Below are 23,951 nucleotides of genomic sequence, written 5' to 3'. Positions count from 1 at the left end.
ATTCGTCTGTGCTCAGTGGCAAAAGAACCCGACTATCTTTAGCCGAAACCCGACCCACCTCACGCTGGGACTATACAATTAAGCACACAGACCTTACTTCCTTCAGCGGGATTATCCCAAATCCGGGGTAATGTGTAATATTGAGGGCTACGCTCGGGTTTATGCTCGCAGCGCCAACGGTTATCGTCGCTTTATCTGATGCTCACTTATTCGCCGGGGCTGCACATGCTGGCCACATTTTCGGCCCCCATTGGTCCGCTCACGGCGGCGGCGGCCTGCCGGTCTTTCTTCGACGGCGAAATAGCCCGGCTGGGCCTCACGAAGGTGGGCGAAGTGTACCACACCTTCCCCAATGGCTCCTTCACGGCCGTGGTGGGCCTCACCGAGTCGCACCTGAGCATTCATACCTGGCCGGAGCATGGCCTGGCCACGTTCGACGTGTTCCTGAGCAATTTTCAGCGCGACAACTCGGCCACCGTGCGGCAGCTGTACGCGGCCACGCTACGGTTTTTCGAGGCCACGGAGCAAAGCAAAACCGAGGTAAGCCGATGAGCACCGCCGCTACCTCCGCCCCGGCTCAGCTGCCCTGCCCCAAGTGCCAGGCCCCAGTGCCGTACTTCGACGAGGCCAACAGCACGCACTTTGTGTGCCCGCAGTGTGAGTCCTACTTCGAGGCCACCGACGACAAGCCCGCCCGGGCAATTGGCAAGTTCAATGGGGCGCATGCCGCCCCGGTGCTGCCGGTGGGCGCCGTGGGCACGCTGCGCGGGCAGCAGTACCGCGTAACAGGCTGGATGCAGCGGCGCGAGTCCAAGACCATCTATCAGTGGCAGGAGTACATGCTGCGCCACGAAGAAACCGGCATCTATGCCCAGCTAGCCGTGTACGAGGGGCACTGGATGCTGGTAGGCCCCGCCGCCCAGAGCTACAAGGTACAGATGCGCCAGATCGTGGAAACGCCGGAAACCACGTACAACATCTACAACAAGTATCAGGTGCAGATCCTGTATGCCGGTGGTGAGTTCGACTGGGATATCAGGGAAGACGAGCAGCTGACGGTAACGGAATACATTGCGCCCCCGCACATGCTGGTGCAGGAAAAAAGGGGCAAAACCGAGCACTGGTACAAAGGTCTGCACCTGGAGCCCCGGGAAATTGCCGATGGCTTTGGCATCCCCAGCCACCAGCTGCCTTACCGCAACGGCGTGGGGGCCGTGCAGCCGCCTCCCGGCGAAGCAGCCTGGCCTGCCTTGCGCAACTTCACCCTGAGCATGGCTTTGCTGATTGTGTTTACACAGTTGGCCTTCCTGGTCATCAAGCCCGAGAAGCAGGTGCTGGCCCTGGAGTTCAGCAGCGGCCGCGATACTACCTCTATGGCTGCTGTGGCCGAGGCCCAGGCAGCGGGCAGCAACCGGGTTATCGTTTCCAAGCCCTTTGCGGTAGACGGGCCGGCGGCCCTGGAGTTTCGGGTAGGTTCCTCGCTGGCCAACCAGTGGCTGGAAGTCCCCGTGACGCTGGTAAACGAGCAAACCGGCCAGCAGTACGAATTCACCAAAAACCTGGAGTTCTACTCCGGGGTGGAAGACGGCGAAAGCTGGAGCGAGGGCGACCCGGCCCAGGATGCTACCCTGGCCAAGATTCCGACCGGCCGCTACCACCTCAACCTCTACCCCGTCACCGAAAACGGTCAGGATCTGCCCCTGCGGCTGCAGGTAAGCCAGCACACACCCCTGCACTCCAATGCGGTGCTGGCCTTACTGGCTTTGTTGGTGTACCCCGGCCTGTTGTACTGGTGGCGCAGCTACCACGAGCAGCAGCGCTGGCAAAACAGTGACTACGGCCCCCAGTAAACCCACTAACCCGCGCCGCATGCCATTTCTCCGCTCCCTGCTTTCCATCCGCTACTACGCCCTCGTGGCCCTGCTCGTGTACGGGGTGTTCGTGTGGGCCAACGCCACCAGCACCCGCCTGCTCGGCGACGACAACGAAGCTCCCACCGAAGCCCGCGGCAACAGCCTGCGCGGCGGCCGTACGCATTTTTATCATAAATAGGTCATTTTTCATACCACCATTCGCTAAATGACACGTTCACGAAACTCTTGCTTCTGCACATTTTCTGAACTTTGATTTCGTGAACCAGCTTCGTGAACTCAAACTGGACATTAGAGGGCCTTTGCTAGTCTGGTTAAGGCTTATGGACAGTAGTTCACTTAAAGGAGGGCTACTTTGCGCTAGCGGGCCTAGTTCCCCATATCACCTACTCTACTTGTTGTCGCTGATGTGCCACCTGAAAACATTCTTGACCCTTGTAGCGGTAGTCTTCTCCTTTATGACCGCTCGTGCACAGCCCACCAAAACCCTTACCGGTCGGCTACTAGGCGAAGACTTGGACGGGGTTCCAAGAGCGGATATTTGCGCTCGTGATACGACCGTCATCGGGACGACGGACCTGAAGGGTTATTTTAAGATTGACGTTCCCGTTAACACCAGCACTCTTATCTTCAGATATGTAGGACTGGAATGGACCACCGTCAACCTGAGCGAAGAATGTTCAAATTTCGAGGTGATTCTACTCTCTCGTCCTACTTATGATTTTATGTCGATAAGGCGCGTGAATAGACAACGGCTCAAACAGTTTAAGAACTTGCCTCAACTTTATCAGGAGGCATATGAGAAAGGTCTTGTTAAATCACCTGTCCCTTGTGCTTCTCCTATTTTCACCAAGTGAGTTCCACGTCCAACTAAACGGTGATGAGGTGACAGGTTTTGTCGGCAGACTTAGGCCGCAGGCCACGTCTGTTCGCCGAAGACTGAAAGCCAGTCCCCTGACTGGCAGCCGCAACGCGGCCATCCAAAGCCGCGCCATCTGCCTGTCGCTTGTCACGTGTCACCTGTTACCTCCCCTCCCCAGCACCGCTCATCTCATCACCTCCCGCATGGAATACCTCAACGCCAAGCTTATTGCCGCCTCGGTTATCTACTCCGTCATCGGCATCATCATTCTGTTCGTGAGCTTTTTCATCTTTGACAAGCTCACACCGCGTACCCTCTGGCGCGAGATTATGGAAGAGCACAACACGGCCCTGGCCATTGTAGCGGCGGCTTTCATTGTGGCCGTGGCTTTGATTATCAGCTCGGCTATTCATGGGTAACCCCGAGGCGGAAACGCCCGATTTGCCCGCGGCGCAGCTGACCGGGCCGACCGCGCGCGAAACGCAGTCGGTGCTGCTGCTGGGCTCGGTGTTCATCATTGCCACCTGCGGACTCATCTACGAGCTGATTGCGGGCACACTGGCCAGCTACCTGCTCGGCGACTCCGTCACGCAGTTTTCCACCATCATCGGGGCCTACCTGTTTTCGATGGGCGTGGGCTCGTGGTTTTCGCGCTACCTGAGCCAGCCCCTGCTCAAGTGGTTTATCCGGCTCGAAATTCTGGTAGGGCTGGTGGGTGGCTTTTCGGCCCCGCTGCTGTTCGTGCTGTTCGAGTACGTCACCTCCTTCCGGCTGATTCTGTACGCGCTGGTGGGCCTCACCGGCATCCTGGTAGGGCTGGAAATTCCACTGCTGATGCGCATTCTCGAAAACCGGTTCGAGTTCAAGGACCTGGTTTCGCGCGTGTTCACCTTCGACTACATCGGGGCCCTGCTGGCCTCACTTATCTTTCCGCTGGTGCTGGTGCCGCAGCTGGGGCTGATGCGCACGTCCCTGCTGTTTGGGGCACTGAACGTGGTGGTAGCCGCTGTGGCGTTGTACCGCTTCCAGGAAACCCGCCCCTACCGTCGCGGCTTTGCCGGGCTGATGGCGCTGTCCCTGCTGGCGTTAGGCGGCACGTTTGCCTACGCCGGCCGCATTCAGCGCTACACCGAAACCCTGGCGTTTCAGGACCAAGTCATCTACTCGAAAAGCACGCTTTACCAGCGCATCGTCCTTACCAAAAACCAGCGCGAGCTGCGCCTGTTCCTCAACGGCAACCTGCAGTTCAGCTCCCAGGATGAGTACCGCTACCACGAGGCCCTGGTGCACCCCGCCATGCAGGCTCTACCCCAGGCCCGGCGCGTGCTGGTGCTGGGCGGCGGCGACGGGCTAGCCGTGCGCGAGCTGCTGAAGTACCCCCAGCTGCAGCAGATCCGTCTCGTCGACCTCGACCCCGGCATGACCGAGCTGTTTCGCAGCAATGCCCTGCTCACTAGGCTCAACCAGCGGGCTTTCTTCTCGCCGAAGGTACAGGTCATCAACGGCGACGCCTACCAGTGGGTGCGCCAGGATACCACCCGCTACGACTGTCTGATTGTGGATTTCCCCGACCCCGGCAACTACTCCATCGGCAAGCTGTACTCGGCCGCCTTCTACCAGGAGTTGCACCGCCTGCTGAAGCCGGGCGGACGCATTGTGGTGCAAAGTACCTCTCCCTACGTGGCGCGGCAGTCGTTCTGGTGCATTGTGCATACGCTGCGGGCGGCTGGCTTCCACACCATTCCCTACCACTGCTATGTGCCCTCGTTTGGGGAGTGGGGCTACGTGATGGCCGGCCAGAATGCCCACTGGCGCCCCAATGCCGGCCCGCTGCCCCGGGGCCTGCGCTACGTCACGCCCACCACCATCCGCCAGATGCTCGACTTCCCGCCCGATATGGCCGAAATACCCACCGAAATAAACCAGCTGAACAACCAGGCGCTGGTACGCTATTTCGAGGAAGATTGGGGTCCGTATGCGCAGTAAGGAGCTAAACAGCCACTCCCTTAGCCGCCGCGCCTTTCTGGCCCGGACCGGCGCGGGCGTGGCCGGGGCGCTGCTGGGGCCGGGCGTGCTGCTGGAAAGCTGTGGGCCGGCTGGCTCGCGGCTGGAGCACATCAAGGGTGGTTTGCGCGGGGCCAATCACCGGGTAGGCCACCTGGTGCGCCACCCTGAGCAGTTGCCGCCGCCTTCCCGTGAGCTGCAAACCGGCGTGCTGATCATAGGTGGCGGCGTGGCCGGCCTCACGGCCCGGCGCGAGCTGGCCCGCCACGGCCGCTCCGACGTGCTGCTGCTGGAGCTGGAAAACCACCCTGGCGGCAACGCGGCCAGCGGCCGGAATACCGTGTCGGCCTACCCTTGGGGCGCCCACTACCTGCCTATTCCCGATGTGCGCAACCGGGAGCTGCTGGACTTTCTGCGCGAAAGTGGCGTCATCACCGGCTACGATAAGGTTTCCGGCCTGCCTGTCTACAACGAATACCACCTGTGCCACGACCCCGAGGAGCGGCTGCTCATCAACGGGCACTGGCAGGCCGGGCTGGTACCCGAAACGGGGGTACCAGCCGCGGAACGAACCCAGATAGCACGCTTTTTCCGGCTGGTAGAAGAGCTTAAGCAGGCCCGCGGTACCGACGGGCGCGAAGCCTTTACCATTCCGCTCGACCAGTCTTCCAGAGACGAGCAGTTCCGCCAGCTCGACCAGCTCAGCTTTGCTGACTACCTCACTCGCGAAGGCTTTACCTCGTCCCACCTGCGCTGGTATCTCGACTACGGCTGCCGCGACGACTATGGCGCCACGCTGGAGCAGGTGTCGGCCTGGGCGGGACTGCACTATTTTGCCGCCCGCAAAGGCCGCGCCCACAACGCCGGCAGCTCCGACGTGCTGACCTGGCCCGAGGGCAATGGCTTCTTGGTTGAGCAGCTGCGCCGGCAAGCTTCTTCGCCCATCCTTACCGAAACGGTAGCCTGCCGGCTGCACGAAACCCCCACGGGCGTGGAAGTACTGGCCTATGATGCTGCCCGGCAGCAAACCATCCGCATCCAGGCCCGGCAGGTAGTGCTGGCCGTGCCCCAGTTCGTGGCCCACCAGCTGCTGACCGAAGTAGCGGGCGTAGTACAGCCAAGCCAGCCCCTGCACCACGCTCCCTGGCTGATTGCCAACCTCACGGTGACGCAGCTACCGCAGGGCCCCGGTCAGCCGCTGTGCTGGGACAATGTGGGCTACGGCGGGGCCTCGGTGGGCTACGTGAATGCCAGTCATCAAAGCCTGAGCTTGAGTGCCGACGGATCCAAAGTGATGACGCTCTATTGGCCGCTCTGCCACGAAGTGCCTGCCGCGGCCCGCCGCCAGGCCTACCAGAAAACCTACGCGGAGTGGCTGCCGCAGATTATGGCCGAAATGGAGCGGCTGCATCCCGGCCTGACGCCCTACGTGCAGCGCGTGGAGGCCTGGGTGTGGGGCCACGGCATGGTAGCGCCCACGCCCGGCTACCTCTGGGGCCCGGACCGCACCCAACTGGCCCGGCCGCTGCGCCAGCGCCTGTTCTTTGCCCACACAGACTACAGCGGGATGTCGATTTTCGAGGAGGCCTTCTATCAGGGCATCCGCGCGGCCCGGGAAGTTTTGGGCCAGGCAGCGGTGTAGGATGTTCTCCGGCTCAATGCCGTCAGCAAAAAAATACGACAACCTACACAACGAGCTGCGTTTTACGAATTATTCGTAGAATTACGATAAACTCGTAATTGTTATGCTTGCTGCCTTATTAAACTGTTTTCATTTGAAACTGCGGGTGTGCCGAGCACTGCTGTTGTTGGTGCTGTTGAGCCAGGTGCCTTCCGCTATGGGCCAAGCCCGGCTGAGCGGCATCGTGCTTGATTCCGTGACCCGGCAGCCGCTGCCCTTCAGCACCGTGTTTCTGGCCAACACCACCCGCGGCGTCACCACCGACGAGGCCGGGCGCTTCGTCTTTGAGCAAGTGCCGGCGGGCAGCTACGAGGCCGTAGCATCCTATTTGGGCTACCGGCTGCAGCGCCAGAATATCACTGTGCGCACCGAGTCGCAGCAGCTGACATTTCGACTCGCGCCCAGCACCAATGCCCTGCGGGAAGTGGTGGTGCGCCCCACGCCTAACAAGCCCGAAGACTATCAGGTCTTTGCCGATGCGCTGCTGGGCAGCACGTCGTTTTCCAAATTGTGCCGCATTCGCAACCCCAAGGCCGTGCAGGTGCGCTTCGATGCCGGGAAGAACGAGCTGACGGCCAGCTGCCCGGACTTTCTGGAAATTGAGAACCGGGCGCTTGGGTACCGCATCCGCTACTACGGGCTGGAGTTCACGCTCAATTTTCAGGAAGACTGGGTGTCGTTTTATGGCTCGCCGGTGTTTGAGCCGCTACGGGCGCGCTCGGCCCGGCAGCAGCGCACCTGGGAAGTTAACCGCCGCCAAGCCTACACCGGCTCGCTGCTGCATTTCCTGCGCTCGGCCTACGCCGGCAAGGTAGCAGAGGCCGGCTTTCGGGTGCAGCGGCTGCGACGCCTCCCTCACCCTGCCTGGCCCCGCGCCGACAGCCTGCTGAAGCTGCTGCGGAGTATGCCGCCGGAAGTCTGGAACCGCAACTCCGCCGTTTTCAGCGACTCCGCGCAGCGGCTGAGCAAGGTTCCCCGGCAGGTGGAATACCTGTTTACCGAGCCCCTGCCGGCCGCCGCGTACCGGCAGGAACTGCCTGGTGGCGTATTTCTGCGGTTCGCCGATCTGCTGCAGGTCACGTTTGCCGCCGAGCCGGCCGACCCTGCCTATGTAGCCTACACGGCCCGCCAGCGACGCCCAGGCCAACCGCTGCCGGCCGGGCTCAGCGTGCAGTCCTCGGTGCTGCACCTACAAAGCCCGACGGTAGAGCTGCAACCCAACGGCACGCCCACCGACCCACTGGCCTTGCTGACCGAAGACTACTGGGGCTTTGAGAAGATGGGCGAGTTTCTACCGCTGGACTACCAGCCGTAGCCCGGCCCGGTATTCCGGGCAAAGGGCGTATTTTCGGCGGCTATTATCCTCTGCTATGTCGCCTGCTGTCGTTTCTGCCACCGTGGCCGTCCCGCGCCAGCCCTGGATCCGCTCAGCCCGCTTTGATGGGCTTTGGATTCTGGGGCCGCCGTTTGTGGCGCTGCTGTTGGTGGCGCTGCTGCCACCCGCCTTCCGCACCACGGGCCGGATGCCCACGCTGGCCTGGCTGGTGCTGGTCGTGTTCATCGACGTAGCCCACGTGTACAGCACTTTGTTCCGCACCTACCTCGACCCAGTGCGCCGCCACCGCTACCGCACCCTGCTGTGGGTGGTACCGCTGGCCTGCTACCTGGCGGGTGCGGCGCTGTACTGGCACAGTTCGGGCTGGTTTTGGCGCGCTCTGGCCTATGGGGCGGTATTTCACTTCATTCGGCAGCAGTATGGCTTTCTGCGCCTCTATAGCCGCCAGGAAACCGCACCAGACTGGCATCGGCAGCTAGACGTGGTACTGATATATGCCGCCACGCTCTACCCGCTCCTGTACTGGCATCTGTCGGCCCCGCGCAACTTTGTGTGGTTTGTGGCCGGCGACTTTCTGCACTACGACTGGCCGATGGGCCGGCTGGTGCTGAGCTGCCTGTTCGGGCTCCTGCTTATGGCGTATCTGGGCAAGGAAGCTCACGCCTGGCAGCGCGGGCAGGCCTACAACGTGCCGCGCAATCTGCTGCTGCTGGGCACGGCCGCTTCCTGGTATGTGGGCATTGTGCTGCTGAATGGTGACCTGGCCTTCACTCTGCTCAACGTCGTGGCCCACGGCATTCCATACCTGGCGCTGATCTGGGTTACCAGTCAGCCCGCCGGAACGGGGCGCGGGCGGGCGCGGCACTGGTGGCAGGGCCGCACCGGTGTGGTACTTTTTCTGGGGCTGCTCTTGGGGTTGGCGTATGTGGAGGAAGGTATCTGGGACGGGCTGGTATGGCGGGAGCACGCGCCGGTGTTCGGCTGGTTTCAGCAGCTGCCCACCGTATCCGATTCACTTTATTTAGCCCTGCTGGTGCCGTTGCTGGCCCTGCCCCAGGCCACCCACTATGTGCTGGACGGCTTTATCTGGCGGCGCAACAGTTGATAAAGTCATTCGGCAGCCTACAGCGCCAGCTCCACCGCTACGGCCGTGGAGCCGCCCGCGTCATCATCCGTCACCAGCAGCAGCTCGAACGTGTTGCCCGTAAGGCGGCGGCGCACGGCTACGCTTTCCACCTTGCCTCGATAAGGCCGCCCACCGGGCAGCTCCAGCTGGGCCAGCCGCACAGGCAAAGGCTGCGCACTGGTCTGGCTCAGGTCGAGTACGCCCACGAACGAGCCCAGCACGGCCCCGTCCAGCACAGCGTCCTGGGTGTCTTCCACCGAGGCCGTAACAAAGAGCCTTTCCGCAAACCACGTAGCGCCCGAAAAGCCGGCTGGCTTCCCGTCGATAGTGGGCAGCTGGTAGAACTGCCGACGCACTGCGGGCAGTTGGGCCGTGTGGTGGTGCAGATACTCCAGCGTGTCAACCAGAGGCAGCCGGAAAACCAGGTTGCCGGCCTCCGAGCCGACGGTGCGCTGAAACAGTAGCAGCTCGGTGGCCGTGGCCGCCACGGCTTCCAGGTTCAGGACGGTGCCCGCGGGTAGCAGGGGACGCAGCGCGGCGTAGAGGCTGCTTAAGCTGAGTGGATACACGCTGGCGGCCGCGCCCGAAGTGCCGGGCAGGGGTACCCAGAAGCCTTGCTCCCGCGCGGCCGTGGCCCCCGAGCCCAGCACCAGCAGCCCGCTTTCGCCGGCCGGGGTGGTGAGGGCAGTAAGGCACTCCAAATCCAGCTTCAGGTTTTTGGGAATACGACCGGTGCTGAAATGGGCCGTTTCAAACAACGTGAGTCGTTCTCCCGCTGCCAGAGAAGTCGCGTCCAGCCGGTACAGAAAAGGCGCATCATCACCAATGACGTAGGCTACGTCGCCGATAACCTCAATACCGGAAGCAGAGGGCAGATTGGGCAGCGGGATTTCCTGAACAATGGTGGCTCGCATCGGGCGCAGGTGAAGTGGTGAACAAAGGGTTGGCCCGGGTCATTGCTTTGCATGGCCCTTGCAAAGCAATGACATTCGAAAGATAAGCGGGCATAGCATGGCTTGAGTCCACGCTTAGCGCAGCCTGACACGCCGGCACTGGCTTTACTTCACGATTGTGAACTCGACGCGGCGGTTGAGGCGGCGGGTTTCTTCCCGGTCGTTGCTGGCGCGGGGCTTGGAGCCGCCGTAGCCGATGGTGCTGATCCGGGTTTCGGCCACGCCCCGGCGCACGAGGTAGCGCTTCACCTCCGTCACCCGCTCTTCCGACAGCTTCACGTTCAGCTTGGCATCCCCCACGTTATCGGTGTGGCCTTCGAGCCGGATGCTCACCGTGGGGTTGTCGATGAGCGTGGAAGCCAGGCGGTTCAGCTCGGTGTAGGAAGCCGGCAGCATAGTGAACTTGCCCTGCGCAAAAATGAGCGTGGGCAGCTCCAGGCGCGAGCCGACGCTGGCGGGCACCACCAGCAGGTCGCGGGTTTGGTTGGTAGTAAGGTTGAGCGTATCGGTAGCCGTGAGAAAACCGCCAGCCGTGGCCGCTACGCGGTAGCGACCGGGCGGCACCAGCAGTTGGTAAGTACCGCCACTAGCCTCGCTGCGTGCCTGCACCAGCACCACGGTAGTACCATCGAGGCGCTCCAGCTTAATGGAAGCCGCCACTGGTTTGCGGGTTTTAGCGTCCAGCACTCGCCCCGAAAGGCTGGCCCGGAACAAAGCCGGCCCCGCTACCGGCGGCGTGGCCGTTGTATCGGGGGTGGGCGGAACTACGGCGCCCACTTCCGTGCGTACAATATCGGCGGGGCCATTGGGCGTGCGGGCCTGGGCAAAATACGCCTGCTTGCCGTCGGCCGTCAGCTGGAAGTAGGCATCGAAGCCGGGGCCATTAATGCCCGCCCCCAGGTTCTGGGGGGCGCTCCAGCTGGTCCAGGAGTCGTCGAGGCGGCGGCTGACGAAGATATCGGCGCTGCCGTAGCCGGCGTGACCGTAGGAAGCAAAGTACAAGGTGCGGCCGTCGGGCGTCAGCCAGGGCGCAAACTCAAACCCCGGCGAGTTGATGCTGTTGCCCAGATTACGCGGCTCGCCCCAGGTGCCGTCGCGGCCGGGCAGGCTCACGTACAGGTCGTTGGCGCCGTAGGCATCGGGACGCTCCAGGGAAAGCAGCAGCACTTTCTCATCAGCCGGCGCGAAGAACGTGGTGGAGGTGCCGTTGGAATAGTAGTTGGTGATATCCAGGGGCTCCGGCTTCAGGGCCTGCTTGCCCGTGAGGTCGGCGCGGGAAAGGCCATCATCCCGGAAAGAGCCGTCGCGCTCGTAGTGGCCGCGTATCAGCAGGGCTTTCCCGTTTTCTACCACGGCCATTACACCGTTGTTTTGCGGGGTGTTCAGGGCGTGGAGGCGCTGAGCCAGGCCCCAGGTGCGGCCCCCGTCGCTGGAGCGGCTCACCCAGATATCCGCCGATTCGGTGTTGCCTTCCGTGTTGCCGGCAAAGCGGTTGCGGGCAAAATACAGTGTGTTGCCATCGGGGCTAAGCACCGGCTGCAACTCATTGCCTTGGCTATTTACGCCCGCGCCCAAGCTAGTTGGTGGTCCCCACGCGGGCTGGTCGGTGGCCACGTTCAGCTTCAGCGGAAAAAGCCACCACTGCTGGCTGGCCCGCCCCAGGGCCCGTTGTCCCACTACCGGCGTGGCGTTGGCCTTATCGGCGGCGGCCAGGGCCAGGCTGAAATCATTGCCCCGGCAGGCCAGCTGGAAGGAACCGGCCGGCCCGGCCGGCACTATGCGCCACTGCTGGTAGAAGCTGCCCGACCAGGCCTGCTGCGTAACGGCAGCGTTGTCGGCGGGGCCATCCAGCGTCAGGGACTTGCCGCTGTGGCGCACTTCGATGCGGTAATAAGTGCTGTTGGGCGTGACGGGCGTGAAGCGCCACTGCTGGCTTTGAGCCTGGGTGAACTCCCACTGCACGGCCCGGGCGCCGTTTTCGGGCGAGGCATTGCTGACGTCCAGCGCCCGGCCGCTGCTGCGCGATACGACGCCGTACCACACGTTGCTGGCGGGGGCTGGCCCCGCCGTTTGGGCCCAAGCACTGGCTATACTTACCAGCCCCACCAACAGGCCGCTTATCAATCGAATCATTCGTATCCAAAACATGATAACCGGCCCCAAGTTAGCCGATTTCCTTGCGGCGGCCCCCAAATGCCCGTCAAGCAGAAGCACCTCCTGCTTCAGAGGAAGCCTGAAGTCGCTTTCAACAGACCGTGAGCGGAGTGGGATTTGGCAGCGCTTAGCCGTTACCGGCCCTTGTTTTCGCTGATGAATTTAAAGCGTATAAATCGTTCGTTTTCATAGATAGCAGCGAAATGCCCACCGGGTGCGGCACTTGCACGGCTAGGGGCAGCTTGTGCCAGCGCCCGGCTGGTGGGGTCAGCGCCGGTGGCTTTCGGCCGCGGCAGTGAAGGGTAAGCCCCCGGCTCGGGTTCCGGTAAGTGGCAAATGAAGGAAAGCAGCCGTGAGGCCATAGCAGTAAAGTTTATCGGTAGAAAATCCAAAGAAAGCAGCCGGCAAGCAGTACCGGCGTTTTTGAACAATGTGAATATAAATCAATAATATTTCAATTACAAGACTATATATAGAAGTGTTTATACTGTCTACCCCCCGGTGTCTCAGGCAGGCGGCCTTTTAGTAGCCCGAGGCAGCAACAGGCGCTGACAGCTGCTTACGCCACGCCGCTTGCCGGCCTGTTTACCGGCAGCGAGGCCGCATGGGCAGCCAGGGCGTTTGCGGGCACCGGTACTACCAGGGTGACTATGGTTCCCCGGTTGGGAGACGCATCAAACTCAGCCTGCCCCCCCAGATAGGCCAGCCGGCTGCGCATATTCTGCAAGCCCAGACCAGCGGCGCTTTTCCTGCCTTCCGTGTCGTAACCCACGCCATTGTCTTCCACCATCACCGTCAGGTCCTGCTCCGTCTGAACAAGCTGCACGTGGATTTCGGTGGCCTGCGCGTGTTTCAGGATATTCTGCACGGCTTCCTGAATAGCCCGGAACAGGACTGCTTCCACCAGCACGTCCAGGCGGCCGTGCTCTACCCCAAACACCTGCATTCTTACCTGCAGGCGGCTGTCGATTCTGGCAATATTGACCAGCAAGTTCTTTACTGCCGGCACCAGACCGGCCTTTAGCAGATTGGCCGGCAGCAGGTTATGAGAGATACTGCGTACTTCCTTCACCGATTCATCCAGGCCGTGCAGGGCGTTGGTCAGCAGTTCCTGATGGACTGGATTGGTGAGGGCCAGGCGGTGCTCCAGCGCCAGCAGGTTCATGCGGGTGGCGCTCAGCAGCTGGCCTACGCCATCGTGCAGCTCAGCGCCCACGCGCTGCCGCTCTTTTTCCTCGCCTTCCAGCACCGCTACGGCCCGCTGGCGCACGAGGCGCTGCCGCTCCTGGGCAAACTCTACCTCCCGCCGCAGGTGCCGCCGCCCAATGAGCAGATAGCCAATACCCGCTACCAGGACCACGCCCCCCAGAGCGGCCTGCAACAGCCGCTGCCGCTGCTCCACGGCGGCGCGCTGGTGCTGCTCCGCCAGTTCCAGGTGCCGCAGCTGCTCACTAAAATTGAGGGCCTGCACCTGCATGAGCTTGGCTTGGCCGAACAGCGTGTCGCGGGTGGCATTGGCCGCTACCAGAAACTGATAGGCCTGCGGCGTATTACCCTGGTGCGCGTAGATGTCGGCCAGATAGGCACTGGCTTCCATGACGCCCTTGGTGTAGCGCCCCTGCTTGCTGGCCTGCAGGGCCTGCCGGGCATAGCGCACGGCGTCGGTGGCCTGCGAGCGGGCCCGGGCCAGCCGGGCCAGCCCCAGATACGACCGGCACAAGGCGTAGGAAACCGGCATGCCCTGGGCGCGTGCAATGGACTGCTGATAATAGGCCGTAGCGGCCGCCGGATTCTGCCGGGCTTCTATATCGCCCAGGATGGACAGGTCGCCGATTTCGCTGTGTTGGTCGTGCAGCCGCTTGTCCAATTCATAGCCCCACAGCGTATAGTAGCGGGCCGAGTCGAGCTGGTTTGTTTGCAGATAGGCGTACCCGATGTTGCCGGGAATGGGCGCCAGCAGCACGGAGTCGGGAATTTGCTGCGCCAGGTTGGTAGCCCGGAAAAAGTACCGCAGCGCCAGCACGTAGTTGCCCTGCTCCAGGTGCGCATAGCCCAGCCCGTTGTCGGCGTGCACGAGGCCGCCGCGGTAGTGAATAGCCTCGGCCAGCTTGCGCGCCTGCAAGTGGCTTTGCACGGCCGTGGGGTAGTTGCCACTGCGCAGAAAGGCCCAGCCCAGCATCAGCAGGGCGCGGCACTCGCCCGGCCGGAATTTCAACTGGCGGGCCAGCGTCAGGCTTTTGCGGCCGTACTCAATGGCAGCCAGCGGATTATCGTCGGTACGGTCCCAGGCCAGCTGGATTAAAAGTTGCACCCGGCTGGTATCGGGCCCAGACCTCGCCAGGAGCCGCTGCAGACTGTCGGCCCGGACACTGGGCTGCTGAGCGGCAGCACGTTGCGTTGCCAGCAGCGCTATGAGCACAAATAGTATGGAAAGTTTCTTCAACGGGGATAAGGGAAATTCCGGTCAAGATACTATTCCCCCTGTTTCCTGCCCACTGCTTGTCCAGATTCCACCGACAGAAAATACGCTGCCGGCCGGCAGGCTGCCGCTACCGTGCTGTGGCCACACCCAGCGCACAAAAACGCCCCGGCCAATTGCTCGGCCGGGGCGTTTTCAAGGTCAGAACTCAGACGCTTATTTGTTATTCACGTCGGGCTCGATAAAAGCTTGCTCCTCCATTTCGGTGGGCACTACCACAATACCCTGTTGCAGCTTGGAGTTTTTGCGGCCGTACAGGAAGTACACCACGAAGCCCAGCAGCATCCAGATAAAGGCGAGCTTAAGCGTGTCGTAATCGAGGGCCATAATCATGAGCAGGCAGATACCGGCTCCCAGAAACGGCACCAGCGGGAAGTTGGCCGTGGAGAGCGGGGAACGGAACGGCCGCGGCTGGTTAGGATCGGAGCGGCGCATGAGCCACACGCCAATGCTTACCAGCACGAAGGCCAGCAGCGTACCGAAGGAAGTCAAATCACCCGCCAGGGAACCGGGAATGAAGGCCGCGAAGGCGCCCACAAACACCAGCAGCGCCAGGTTTGACTTATAGGGGGTATGGAACTTGGGGTGCAGCTCCGAAAAAGCCTTGGGCATAAGTCCGTCGTTGGCCATGGAGAAGAACACGCGGCTCTGGCCCATCAGCATCACCAGAATAACCGACGAGAAGCCCGCCAGGATAGCCACCGTCACGGCCGTGCTCAGCCACTCGAAACCGGGCATATGCTCCTTGATAGCATAGGCGACCGAAGCCTCGCCGCCCTTGGCAGGGTCGGCAAATTCGCGCCAGCTGGCTACGCCCGTCAGGACGTGCCCAAACAGGATGTAAAGCACAGTGCACACCGCCAGGGAACCGAGAATACCGATGGGCATATCCCGCTTCGGGTTCTTGGCTTCCTGCGCCGCCGTGGATACGGCGTCGAAGCCAATGAAGGCAAAGAACACAATGGCCGCTCCGCCCAGGATACCACCCCAGCCATGTTTGTTCCAGGCTTCGTAGGAACGCACTATCTCGCCAGCCGCATTTTTCACGGGCTCGGCGTTTTCGGGAATGAGGTAAGGCGTGTGGTTGGCGGGATTGATGAACTGCCAGCCAACGGCAATGAAGATCAGCACAATGGCTACCTTCACCACCACGATAACGGAGTTGAACGTGGCCGATTCCTGCGTGCCTTTGATCAGCAGCAAGCTCAGTACCACCACGATAAATAGAGCAGGCAGATTGATGATGCCATGCTCCATTACCCCATTGACGGCGGCACTCTCCAGCGGAGAATGGCTCCAGGCGTACGGTATACTGGTGCCAAAGACCTGTAAGAGCTTGTTTAGGTACTCGCTCCAGGCAATGGCCACCGTGGCCGCGCCCAGGGCATATTCCATAATCAGGGCCCAACCGATAACCCAGGCGACAAACTCGCCCATAGTGGTATAGGCGTAGGTGTAGGCCGAGCCGGCAATGGGAATCATGGCGGCAAACTCGGCGTAGCAGAGGCCGGCAAAGGCGCAGCCAATAGCGGCTACAATGAAGGCCAGCGTTACGCCCGGGCCGGATGCCTGCGCGGCAGCGGCGGCGGTGCGTACAAACAAGCCGGCCCCGATGATGGCGCCTACGCCGAGGGCTACCAGGTTGGCTGCCCCCAGCGTCCGTTTCAGCGTGCCTTCCCCGGAGGAGTTGGCTTCGCCTAGCAGGATGGCCAGGGGCTTTTTGGCGAAAATATTTGCCATAGAAAAGGAGAGAAAAGAAAGAGAGAAAGGTGAGTGTGGGATTATGAAAATGGCAGAAAAAGCCGTCTGCAAACGGCTAGGTGGCCCGAATATAGCCGTTTCCGCTGACTGCTAGGCCCGGCTGCGTACCTGGTAGCTGGTTTTTCCGGCACCAGCCCTTAAACCAACCCGGCCGCCAGCCTTCCAACCAGCCGGTAAACTCCACCACAGACTCCACTCTTATGAAAAAGATGCTTGTATTGCTGGCCGCCGCGGCCCTGGCCAGCGCCACCGCCTCAGCCCAGACGACCACCGAAACCACTACTCCATCGGCCGGCTACCCGGGCCGCCGCGAGCCGGGCCGCGCTCACCTCTCGCCCGAGCAGCGCGCCCAGCGTATGACGGAGCGCCTCACCCGGGAGCTTATCCTCACGGCCGAGCAGGCGCCGAAAGTACAGGCCATCATCTTGGCCCAGGCGCAGGAAAATGAGGCCATCCGCACCAAATACGCCGCCAGCACCGACCGCCGGGCCGCCCTGCCGGAACTGAAGGCCGCCAAGGACAAATACGATGCGCAGCTGGCGGGCGTGCTCACGGCCGGGCAGCGCACCCGGTACGCCCAACTGCGCGAGGAGCAGCAACAGAAGCGCAAGGAAAAAAGCAAGGACGGTAAAGTAAAAGTCAAAGCGCAGTCGTAGGGCTTTTGGCAGCGTGCTTTCCGCGGAGCCCCGGCTTAATTGTCGGGGCTCTTTTTTATGCCAGAGCTGACGGCGGTAGATTTAAAAAAATTAACACATTGTTTTACATCTAGTTACTCTAAATTTATTTCAATCAGCTTCCTTCCGGCAGTACAGGCGCAGGCCTTCTTGTTTATATTTGAGAATATGCACCCGGCGCCCCAGGGGCCGGCCGCGGCGCATTCACTTCATCCACACCCCATGAGTCCTCTGCCCAGTAGTACCACGTCGGTACAGATTCAGCAGTTCTACGATAAAGGCCTGGCCCACGCGAGCTACGCCATCCGCAGCGGCCGCCAGGTGGCCATTATCGACCCGGCCCGCGACCCACAACCCTACTACGATTTCGCCGACGAGCACGACGCCAAGATCGTGGCTGTTATCGAAACCCACCCCCACGCCGACTTTGTGAGCAGCCACCTGGAAATAGCCCAGGAAACCGGCGCCACCATCTTCGTCAGCAAGCTGGTGCACGCCAGCTACCCCCACCAGACGTTCGATGACGGCCAGCGCATCAGCCTGGGCTCAGTGGAGCTACACGCCATCAACACCCCCGGCCACTCCCCCGACTCCATCAGCATCCTGCTAGTAGATGAATTTGCCCAGCACCGCGCCGTGTTTACCGGCGACACCCTGTTTGTGGGCGACGTGGGCCGCCCCGACCTGCGCGAAAACGACAACGTGGGCGGCCACAGCCGCGAGGAGCTGGCCGCCCAGCTCTACCACAGCACCCGCCAGAAGCTGATGACCCTGCCCGCCACCACCAAGGTGTACCCGGCCCATGGCCCCGGCTCGCTCTGCGGCAAGACTACCAGCACTGACCTCGACAGCACCATTGGCCGGGAGGTGAAAACCAACTACGCCCTGCAGCCTATGTCGCAGGAAGATTTCATCAAAGTCCTGCTGGAAGACCAGCCTTTCATGCCCAAGTATTTCGGGCACGATGTGGTGCTGAACAAGCAGGGTGCCCTGCCTTTTGAGGACAGCGTGCGGGCCGTGCCGCGCCTGCAGACGGGCACCGCCCTGGCCCCGGGCGTGATGGTAATTGACACGCGCCCGGCCGCGCAGTTCCGGGCGGGCCACGTGCCCGGCGCCATCAACCTCATGGATGGCGGCAAGTTTGAAACCTGGCTGGGCTCGGTGGTAGGACCGCAGGAGCCATTTTACCTCATTGCCGACTCGCAGATTGCCCTGGATACTGTCATCCGCAAGACTGCCAAGATTGGCTACGAAACCAACATCAAAGGCGCCCTGCTCACCCCCCGCGAGCTGCCCGCCACCTCCCCTGCCACCGATGTGGAGCACGTACGCCGGCAGCCCCAGGACTTCACCATCGTGGACATCCGCAACCGCACCGAGGCCCAGCAGCCCGTGTTCGACAACGCGCTGGTGATTCCGCTGCCCGAGCTGCGCGAGCGGGCCCAGGAAATTCCCACCAGCAAGCCCGTGCTGATTCACTGCGCCGGCGGCTACCGCTCGGCGGCGGGCAGCAGCATTGTGCAGGCTGCGCTGCCGGCCGGGGTGCCCGTGTACGACTTGGGTGAAGCCATTACGGAGTTTCAGCCGGCCTCGGCGCACGCGTAAGCGGCGCCCCTGGCCGTGCAACTTTCTTCGGATAGTGCGGCTCTACTTCGGTGAGCAAATGCCCGGGGCCTTGCGGTTCCGGGCATTCTTCTTTCACACGTTTTAGCTATCCAAACTATGAAGAAAGCCTTTACTATTCTGCTGCTGTCGGTGGGCCTGCTTACGTCCTGCGAGAAAGTCGACATTGCCAAAAACACTCCTGAATGTATTGAGGACAAGATAAGGGACTTTGCAAAAGATGACCCCTGTGAGGAGGGCGCCAGTGTGAAGGAGTATCTTTTCCAGAATGAGCTGGTGTATGTTTTCTCCCTAGGAAATTGTGTGAATGATGCCAGTGAGGAAGTACGGGATGACGACTGCACTACCCTGGGCTACATAGGCGGTTTGGCAGGCAACAGGAAAATCAACGGCGCAGACTTCAGCCAGGCAGAGTACAAGCGCACCGTTTGGGAAAAGTAATTCCCGATTTACTTCAGAGCAGCCGTAGAGCGAACATTTTACTTTTACTCAGCAAGCCCTGGCGCTACCGGCCGGGGCTTTCTTGTTGAAGCCGGCGGCCGTACCTTCGTGGTTATGCGCGTACTACACACCGCCGACTGGCACCTGGGCCAGCGCTTTATTCAGGGCCACGAACGAACCGAGGAGCACCGCCATTTTCTGGACTGGCTGGTGCAGACCATACAGGATCAGCAGGTAGAAGTGCTGGTGGTGGCCGGCGACGTATTCGACACCGGCTCGCCCTCCAACCAGGCCCTGGAGCTGTACTACAGCTTCCTGCTGAACATGCAGAAAACTACCTGCCGCGACATTGTGGTGGTAGGCGGCAACCACGACTCGCCGGCCACGCTCAACGCCCCGGCCCGGCTACTACGCCACCTGCGCGTACACGTGGTGGGCTGCGTGCCCGAGTGCTTCGAGGACCAGGTGCTGGTGCTGGATGATGATGCCGGTCAGCCCGGGCTGGTGGTGTGCGCTGTGCCTTTCCTGCGCGACCGGGATGTGCGCCTTTCCGTGCCCGGCGAAACGGCCGAGGAGCGCGAATCCCGCATCAAGCAGGGCATTGCCGACCACTACCTGCGCCTTGCGGAAGTGGAGCAGGTGTGGCAACTCAAGGACCTGGGCCTGCCCGTGCTGGCTACGGGCCACCTCTACGCCGCCGGCGCCGCCCCGTCGGATTCGGAGCGCACGATTCACGTGGGCAACCTGGGGCAGGTAACGGCCGACCATTTCCCGGCGGTGTTCGACTACGTGGCCCTGGGCCACCTGCACCGCCCGCAGCGCGTGGGCGGCCGGGAGCATATCCGCTATTCCGGCTCCCCTATCCCACTGTCTTTCTCGGAAATCGACCACCCGAAGGAAGTGCTGCTGCTGGACTTTGCGGGCGGCAAGCTCACCCAGCTGCTGAGTTTGCCGGTGCCAGGGGCGCGGCGGCTGGTGCGCTTCCACGGCACGCTGGATGAAGTAACCCTGGGCCTCACTTCCTACGACAATACCGGCTACCTGCTGCCGGCCTGGGCCGACGTGCAGATTCACTCGGAGCTGACGCAGCTGGAAGTGGCCGACGCCCTGCTCAAGGTAATTCAGGAGCTGGACCGAAAGCAGCTGGAAGTGCTGGCCCGCCGCCATTTTCGCCTGATAAAGCTCCGCGCCCTGGGCCAGGACGAGGAAGAGGCCGACGCCTCCCTCACCCGCAGCCTCCACGACTTCACGGAACGGGAAGTATTTGAGCAGCGCCTCGAAGCGGAGGCCGAAGCCAGCCGCGCCGACCTGCTGCGAACCTTCGACGAGCTGCTGGAACGGATGTAGAGGCGCAGCGTCCTGCTCTCCCTGCTGCGCCGCTGGCACCAAGCCAGAACAGCCGGAAGCTGCTTTGCGAAGTACTGACAGGCACTTCCGGCGCAGTCTGTGTTTGAATCATATCCGGCAACCTGCCACAGCCTTTTACATGTCCGTTTCGCCGGCGCCTCATCCACACAAGTACATTTTGCCCGGCCTGACGGTAACGGACCTGACCAGCGCTGTGGTGTGGCTGCACTGTGCCGAGCTGCCGCCCACCGATGCCCGCACGCTGGCTTCCATTCAGCCCGAAACGCTGGAGCTAAACCACGGCACCTTCATCAGCACAGCCGGTACGCTGTCTTTCCCGGTGGTGGCGGTACAGCAGCTGGATGGCAACCTACTTATTTCCTGCGCCTGTATTACGCCTAAAGCGGTGCTCTGCGAGCATCAGGCACTGGTGCTCCTGGCCGTAGTGCAGCGCAAGGAACTGCGCTTGTTTTTCGACCAGCCCGCCCGCCACCACTACCTGCGCGCCCTTGCCCGCGACTATGGCCTGGAGCAGGTCGCCGACCTAGACGCGCATTTTGAGCTGACGTACACGCGCCCCGCTTCTGTGACGGCAACGCCCCGGCAGGCAGCCCTCTACCCCGTCACGGCTGCTGCCAACCAGGAGCTGATAGCGCAGCTGCTGCCGCCCAGGCCGACGCCGCTCGTTGCGCCGGCGGGCAGCCGCAAGCTGTTGGTACTAACGCGCCATAAGTACTACGGCCACCTCACGCTGCAACTGGCCGAGGCCGCCCTGACAGCCGCGGGCAAAGTCAAAAACCCTGTTCTTCTGCTTCAGCCGCTGGAAGGCATCTGGCTTCTGCAGGATGCCGAGGAAATCAAATTCTACACCGCCGTAGCGCACTTCCAGCGCAATTTTGAGGACACCCGCTCAGCAGCATCCCTCAACGCCCTGCGGGCCGTGGTGCAGAATCCGGCCGACGTAGCTTTCTACACGCACACCCCGTCCGTTTCCGACAACTTCACGGCCCAGTCCCTCAGCCCGGTGCAGCTGCGCACGGCCCGCACGGATCTGCGGCTGACGGTGACTCAGCAGAACGACTACTACGAAATCAGCGGCAAGCTCCTGCTCCACGACCAGCCGTACGACCTGCAGACTCTCACCATCCGCTACGAGTACTTTGTGGCGACGCCGGAGGCCCTTTACCTGCTGGACGATGTGGCGGTGTGGCGGGTGGTAGAGTTTTTCCGGAAGCGCAACAACACCCTGCTGATTCATCAAAGCAAGTTTGCGGAGTTTCAGCGGGACGTGCTGGCCAACCTCGAAGACCGACTGCACATCAGCTACGGCCACCTGCGCCCGGCCACGCCCGAGGAGCGCGCTGCTGCCGGCTTCGACACCCCGCCCGAGCTGCTGCTTTATCTTTCTGATGCCGGCCCAGGCGTGGAGCTGCTGCCCGTGATGCGCTACGGCCCCAAGGAAGTGTCCATCCTCTCGCGGCGGCAGCTGCACGCGGTGGATGAGCTGGGCCGGCCGTTTGTGCTCACCCGGGATGCCACGGCCGAGGACCGGTTTGTGGCGGCGCTGCTGCGCCAGTACCCCGAGTTCCGGGAGCAACTGCAACAGGAGGCGCTGTACGTGCCCAAAACACAGTTTTTGCGGGAAGATTGGTTTCTGGAAGCCTTCGACGACTGGCGCCGGGCCGGCATCACCATCCTGGGATTCAACCAGCTCAGGAAAAACACGCTAAATCCCCACAAAGCCCGCATTACGGTGCGCGTGACCGGCGAAACCAACTGGTTTGATACGGCCGTGGGCGTACACTTTGGGCGGCAGCAGGTTACGCTGCGGCACCTGCAGCAGGCCGTGCGCAACCGCCGCCGCTACGTGCAGCTCGATGATGGCACGCGCGGCATTCTGCCCCAGGAATGGCTGGAGAAGTTCGCCGCCTGGTTTGCCGCCGGCCACGTGGAAGAAGAGCGGATTCGCACGCCCAGCATCAACTTCGTTACCCTCGCCGAACTGTACGCCCCCGAAGCCCTGGCGCCCTCCGCCGCAGCCCAGCTGGCCCGCTACCGCGCCGCCGTTACTGACTTCTCGGGTATTGAGTTAGTGCCCGTGCCGGCGGAGCTGCAGGCTACCCTGCGTGAGTACCAGCGCCAGGGCCTCAACTGGCTTAATCTCCTCGACACCTTCAACTTCGGCGGCTGCCTGGCCGATGATATGGGCCTGGGCAAAACCCTGCAGGTGCTGGCGTTTCTGCTGACGCAGCGCGCAAAAGGCCACCCAGCTGCCAGCCTGGTGGTGGTGCCAACTTCACTGGTGTTCAACTGGCTGGCCGAGGGGCAGAAGTTTGCGCCTTCCCTACGGGTGCACGTGCTGCACGGCGCTGGCCGCCGCCAGGCTGCTCGGGAATTTGAGGGGTTTGATATCGTGCTGACGACCTACAACACAGTGGTGTCGGACATTCGCTGGCTGCGCGAGTACCGCTTCAACTACGTGGTGCTGGATGAGGCGCAGGCCATCAAAAACCCCGACTCCCAGCGCTACCGAGCCGCCTGCCTGCTGCAGGCCCGCAACCGCCTGGTACTAACGGGCACGCCGGTTGAAAACAACACCTACGACCTCTACGGGCAGCTTTCCTTTGCCTGCCCCGGGCTGCTGGGCAGCCGCCAACATTTCCAGGACCAGTACGCTGCCCCTATCGACAAGTTCAAGGATGGGCGGCACGCGCGGGCGCTGCAGCGCAAAATCAGCCCGTTTGTGCTGCGCCGCACCAAGGCCCAGGTAGCGGCCGAGCTGCCGGCCAAAACCGAAATGGTGCTCTACTGCGAAATGGGTGCCGGGCAGCGCCGCATCTATGAGGCATGTCGCCAGGAATTCCGGGCCAAGCTGGCGGGCCAGCACCCCGATACGCCCCGCAAAAATAGCGCGCACGTGCTGCAGGGCCTCACCCGCCTGCGCCAGATCTGCAATGCCCCGGCGCTGCTGCCCGATGAGGAGTATCTGGGCCCTGCCTCGGCCAAGCTGGCCGTGCTGCTGGAAGAAATTGAAACCAAAGCCCCCCAGCACAAGCTCCTGATTTTCTCGCAGTTTGTGGGCATGCTCGACCTGATCCGGCCGGAGTTGGAGCGGCGCGGCATCGACTACCAGCAGCTCACCGGCCAGACGCGCCACCGGGCAGCCGCGGTGCGGGCATTTCAGGAGGAGGAAAGCGTGCGGGTGTTTCTGATCAGCCTCAAAGCGGGGGGCACCGGCCTCAACCTCACCGCCGCCGACTACGTGTACCTTGTAGACCCTTGGTGGAACCCGGCCGTCGAGAACCAGGCTATTGACCGCGCCCACCGCCTCGGCCAGACGCGTAAGGTGGTGGCTGTGCGCCTTATCTGCCCCGATACCATTGAGGAGAAAATCATGAAGCTGCAGGAAGGCAAGCGGGAGCTGGCCCACGACCTAATCAAAACCGATGCGTCCCTGCTCAAGTCTTTGACGCCGCAGGAGTTGCTGGAGCTGTTCAGCTAGATGTTCCACCTTCGGCCCTACCTATACACTATCTATGCCCGCTACGTCTAATATCCTTCTTTACCTGCCCCAACGGGCAAACTCAGCTGGAAGTACACCTCCAGAATGAGACGTTCAAGCAGGCCCAGATGGCGGAG

General features: G+C 62.1%; 18 protein-coding genes. 14 read left to right on the top strand and 4 right to left on the bottom strand.

Annotated elements, in window-relative coordinates; genetic code table 11:
- The first annotated feature begins 198 nt into the window (after nucleotides 1–198).
- From I5L79_RS18905 to I5L79_RS18870, 9 genes are all read left to right on the top strand, one after another.
- Nucleotides 199–552, top strand: a complete 354-nt coding sequence (locus I5L79_RS18905) for an S-adenosylmethionine decarboxylase family protein (protein ID WP_196956638.1) — start codon at nucleotides 199–201, stop codon at nucleotides 550–552.
- A complete protein-coding gene (locus I5L79_RS18900; RefSeq protein ID WP_196956637.1) occupies nucleotides 549–1,850 on the top strand; it encodes a DUF4178 domain-containing protein in 1,302 nt (433 codons plus the stop codon). The genes I5L79_RS18905 and I5L79_RS18900 overlap by 4 nt, the downstream gene beginning before the upstream one ends.
- A gap of 19 nt (nucleotides 1,851–1,869) precedes the next feature.
- Nucleotides 1,870–2,052, top strand: coding sequence for a hypothetical protein (locus I5L79_RS18895; RefSeq protein WP_196956636.1), 183 nt, complete (start codon nucleotides 1,870–1,872; stop codon nucleotides 2,050–2,052).
- A gap of 226 nt (nucleotides 2,053–2,278) precedes the next feature.
- Entirely contained in the window at nucleotides 2,279–2,728 is a 450-nt protein-coding gene (locus I5L79_RS23385) for a carboxypeptidase-like regulatory domain-containing protein (protein WP_231403214.1), read from the top strand.
- A 208-nt stretch (nucleotides 2,729–2,936) separates the two neighbouring features.
- Nucleotides 2,937–3,152, top strand: coding sequence for a DUF350 domain-containing protein (locus I5L79_RS18890; protein ID WP_196956635.1), 216 nt, complete (start codon nucleotides 2,937–2,939; stop codon nucleotides 3,150–3,152).
- Entirely contained in the window at nucleotides 3,145–4,719 is a 1,575-nt protein-coding gene (locus tag I5L79_RS18885; RefSeq protein ID WP_196956634.1) for a polyamine aminopropyltransferase, read from the top strand. The genes I5L79_RS18890 and I5L79_RS18885 overlap by 8 nt, the downstream gene beginning before the upstream one ends.
- Nucleotides 4,709–6,379, top strand: a complete 1,671-nt coding sequence (locus tag I5L79_RS18880) for a flavin monoamine oxidase family protein (protein ID WP_196956633.1) — start codon at nucleotides 4,709–4,711, stop codon at nucleotides 6,377–6,379. Before I5L79_RS18885 ends, I5L79_RS18880 begins: the two co-directional genes overlap by 11 nt.
- 196 nt (nucleotides 6,380–6,575) lie before the next feature.
- Nucleotides 6,576–7,733: a carboxypeptidase-like regulatory domain-containing protein gene (locus I5L79_RS18875; RefSeq protein ID WP_196956632.1), complete on the top strand. Its 1,158-nt coding sequence runs from the start codon at nucleotides 6,576–6,578 to the stop codon at nucleotides 7,731–7,733.
- Between the two features lie 55 nt (nucleotides 7,734–7,788).
- Nucleotides 7,789–8,859: a hypothetical protein gene (locus I5L79_RS18870; protein ID WP_196956631.1), complete on the top strand. Its 1,071-nt coding sequence runs from the start codon at nucleotides 7,789–7,791 to the stop codon at nucleotides 8,857–8,859.
- Between the two features lie 17 nt (nucleotides 8,860–8,876).
- On the opposite strand, the gene I5L79_RS18865 is transcribed toward I5L79_RS18870, so the two are convergent.
- The 4 genes from I5L79_RS18865 to I5L79_RS18850 all read right to left on the bottom strand — a co-directional run bounded on the left by I5L79_RS18865 (nucleotide 8,877) and on the right by I5L79_RS18850 (nucleotide 16,206).
- The gene (locus tag I5L79_RS18865) at nucleotides 8,877–9,794 is read right to left on the bottom strand and encodes a DUF6929 family protein (protein ID WP_196956630.1); all 918 of its coding nucleotides are present in this window, start codon (nucleotides 9,792–9,794) and stop codon (nucleotides 8,877–8,879) included.
- Between the two features lie 144 nt (nucleotides 9,795–9,938).
- On the bottom strand, nucleotides 9,939–11,966 hold the full coding sequence (locus tag I5L79_RS18860) for an RICIN domain-containing protein (RefSeq protein ID WP_196956629.1): 2,028 nt from the start codon (nucleotides 11,964–11,966) through the stop codon (nucleotides 9,939–9,941).
- A gap of 580 nt (nucleotides 11,967–12,546) precedes the next feature.
- Entirely contained in the window at nucleotides 12,547–14,430 is a 1,884-nt protein-coding gene (locus I5L79_RS18855; protein ID WP_231403213.1) for a sensor histidine kinase, read from the bottom strand.
- A 192-nt stretch (nucleotides 14,431–14,622) separates the two neighbouring features.
- Nucleotides 14,623–16,206 (bottom strand): amino acid permease, encoded by a 1,584-nt coding sequence (locus I5L79_RS18850; protein WP_196956627.1) that lies wholly within the window; start codon nucleotides 16,204–16,206, stop codon nucleotides 14,623–14,625.
- Nucleotides 16,207–16,427: 221 nt separating this feature from the next.
- Here I5L79_RS18850 and I5L79_RS18845 point away from each other — a divergent pair, with 221 nt between their 5' ends.
- The 5 genes from I5L79_RS18845 to I5L79_RS18825 all read left to right on the top strand — a co-directional run bounded on the left by I5L79_RS18845 (nucleotide 16,428) and on the right by I5L79_RS18825 (nucleotide 23,814).
- On the top strand, nucleotides 16,428–16,883 hold the full coding sequence (locus I5L79_RS18845; protein ID WP_196956626.1) for a hypothetical protein: 456 nt from the start codon (nucleotides 16,428–16,430) through the stop codon (nucleotides 16,881–16,883).
- A gap of 240 nt (nucleotides 16,884–17,123) precedes the next feature.
- Nucleotides 17,124–18,506, top strand: coding sequence for an MBL fold metallo-hydrolase (locus I5L79_RS18840; protein ID WP_196956625.1), 1,383 nt, complete (start codon nucleotides 17,124–17,126; stop codon nucleotides 18,504–18,506).
- 117 nt (nucleotides 18,507–18,623) lie between these two features.
- A complete protein-coding gene (locus I5L79_RS18835; protein WP_196956624.1) occupies nucleotides 18,624–18,965 on the top strand; it encodes a DUF6970 domain-containing protein in 342 nt (113 codons plus the stop codon).
- 114 nt (nucleotides 18,966–19,079) lie between these two features.
- Nucleotides 19,080–20,312: an exonuclease subunit SbcD gene (gene sbcD / locus I5L79_RS18830; RefSeq protein ID WP_196956623.1), complete on the top strand. Its 1,233-nt coding sequence runs from the start codon at nucleotides 19,080–19,082 to the stop codon at nucleotides 20,310–20,312.
- 139 nt (nucleotides 20,313–20,451) lie between these two features.
- Nucleotides 20,452–23,814, top strand: a complete 3,363-nt coding sequence (locus tag I5L79_RS18825; RefSeq protein WP_196956622.1) for a DEAD/DEAH box helicase — start codon at nucleotides 20,452–20,454, stop codon at nucleotides 23,812–23,814.
- The last annotated feature ends 137 nt before the right edge of the window (nucleotides 23,815–23,951 follow it).

The sequence above is a fragment of the Hymenobacter guriensis genome (assembly GCF_015773195.1).
In the GTDB taxonomy this organism is placed as follows: Bacteria; Bacteroidota; Bacteroidia; order Cytophagales; family Hymenobacteraceae; genus Hymenobacter; species Hymenobacter guriensis.
The sequence above is the reverse complement of the archived record's forward strand: the minus strand, read 5'-3'. Positions and strand labels throughout refer to the sequence as shown.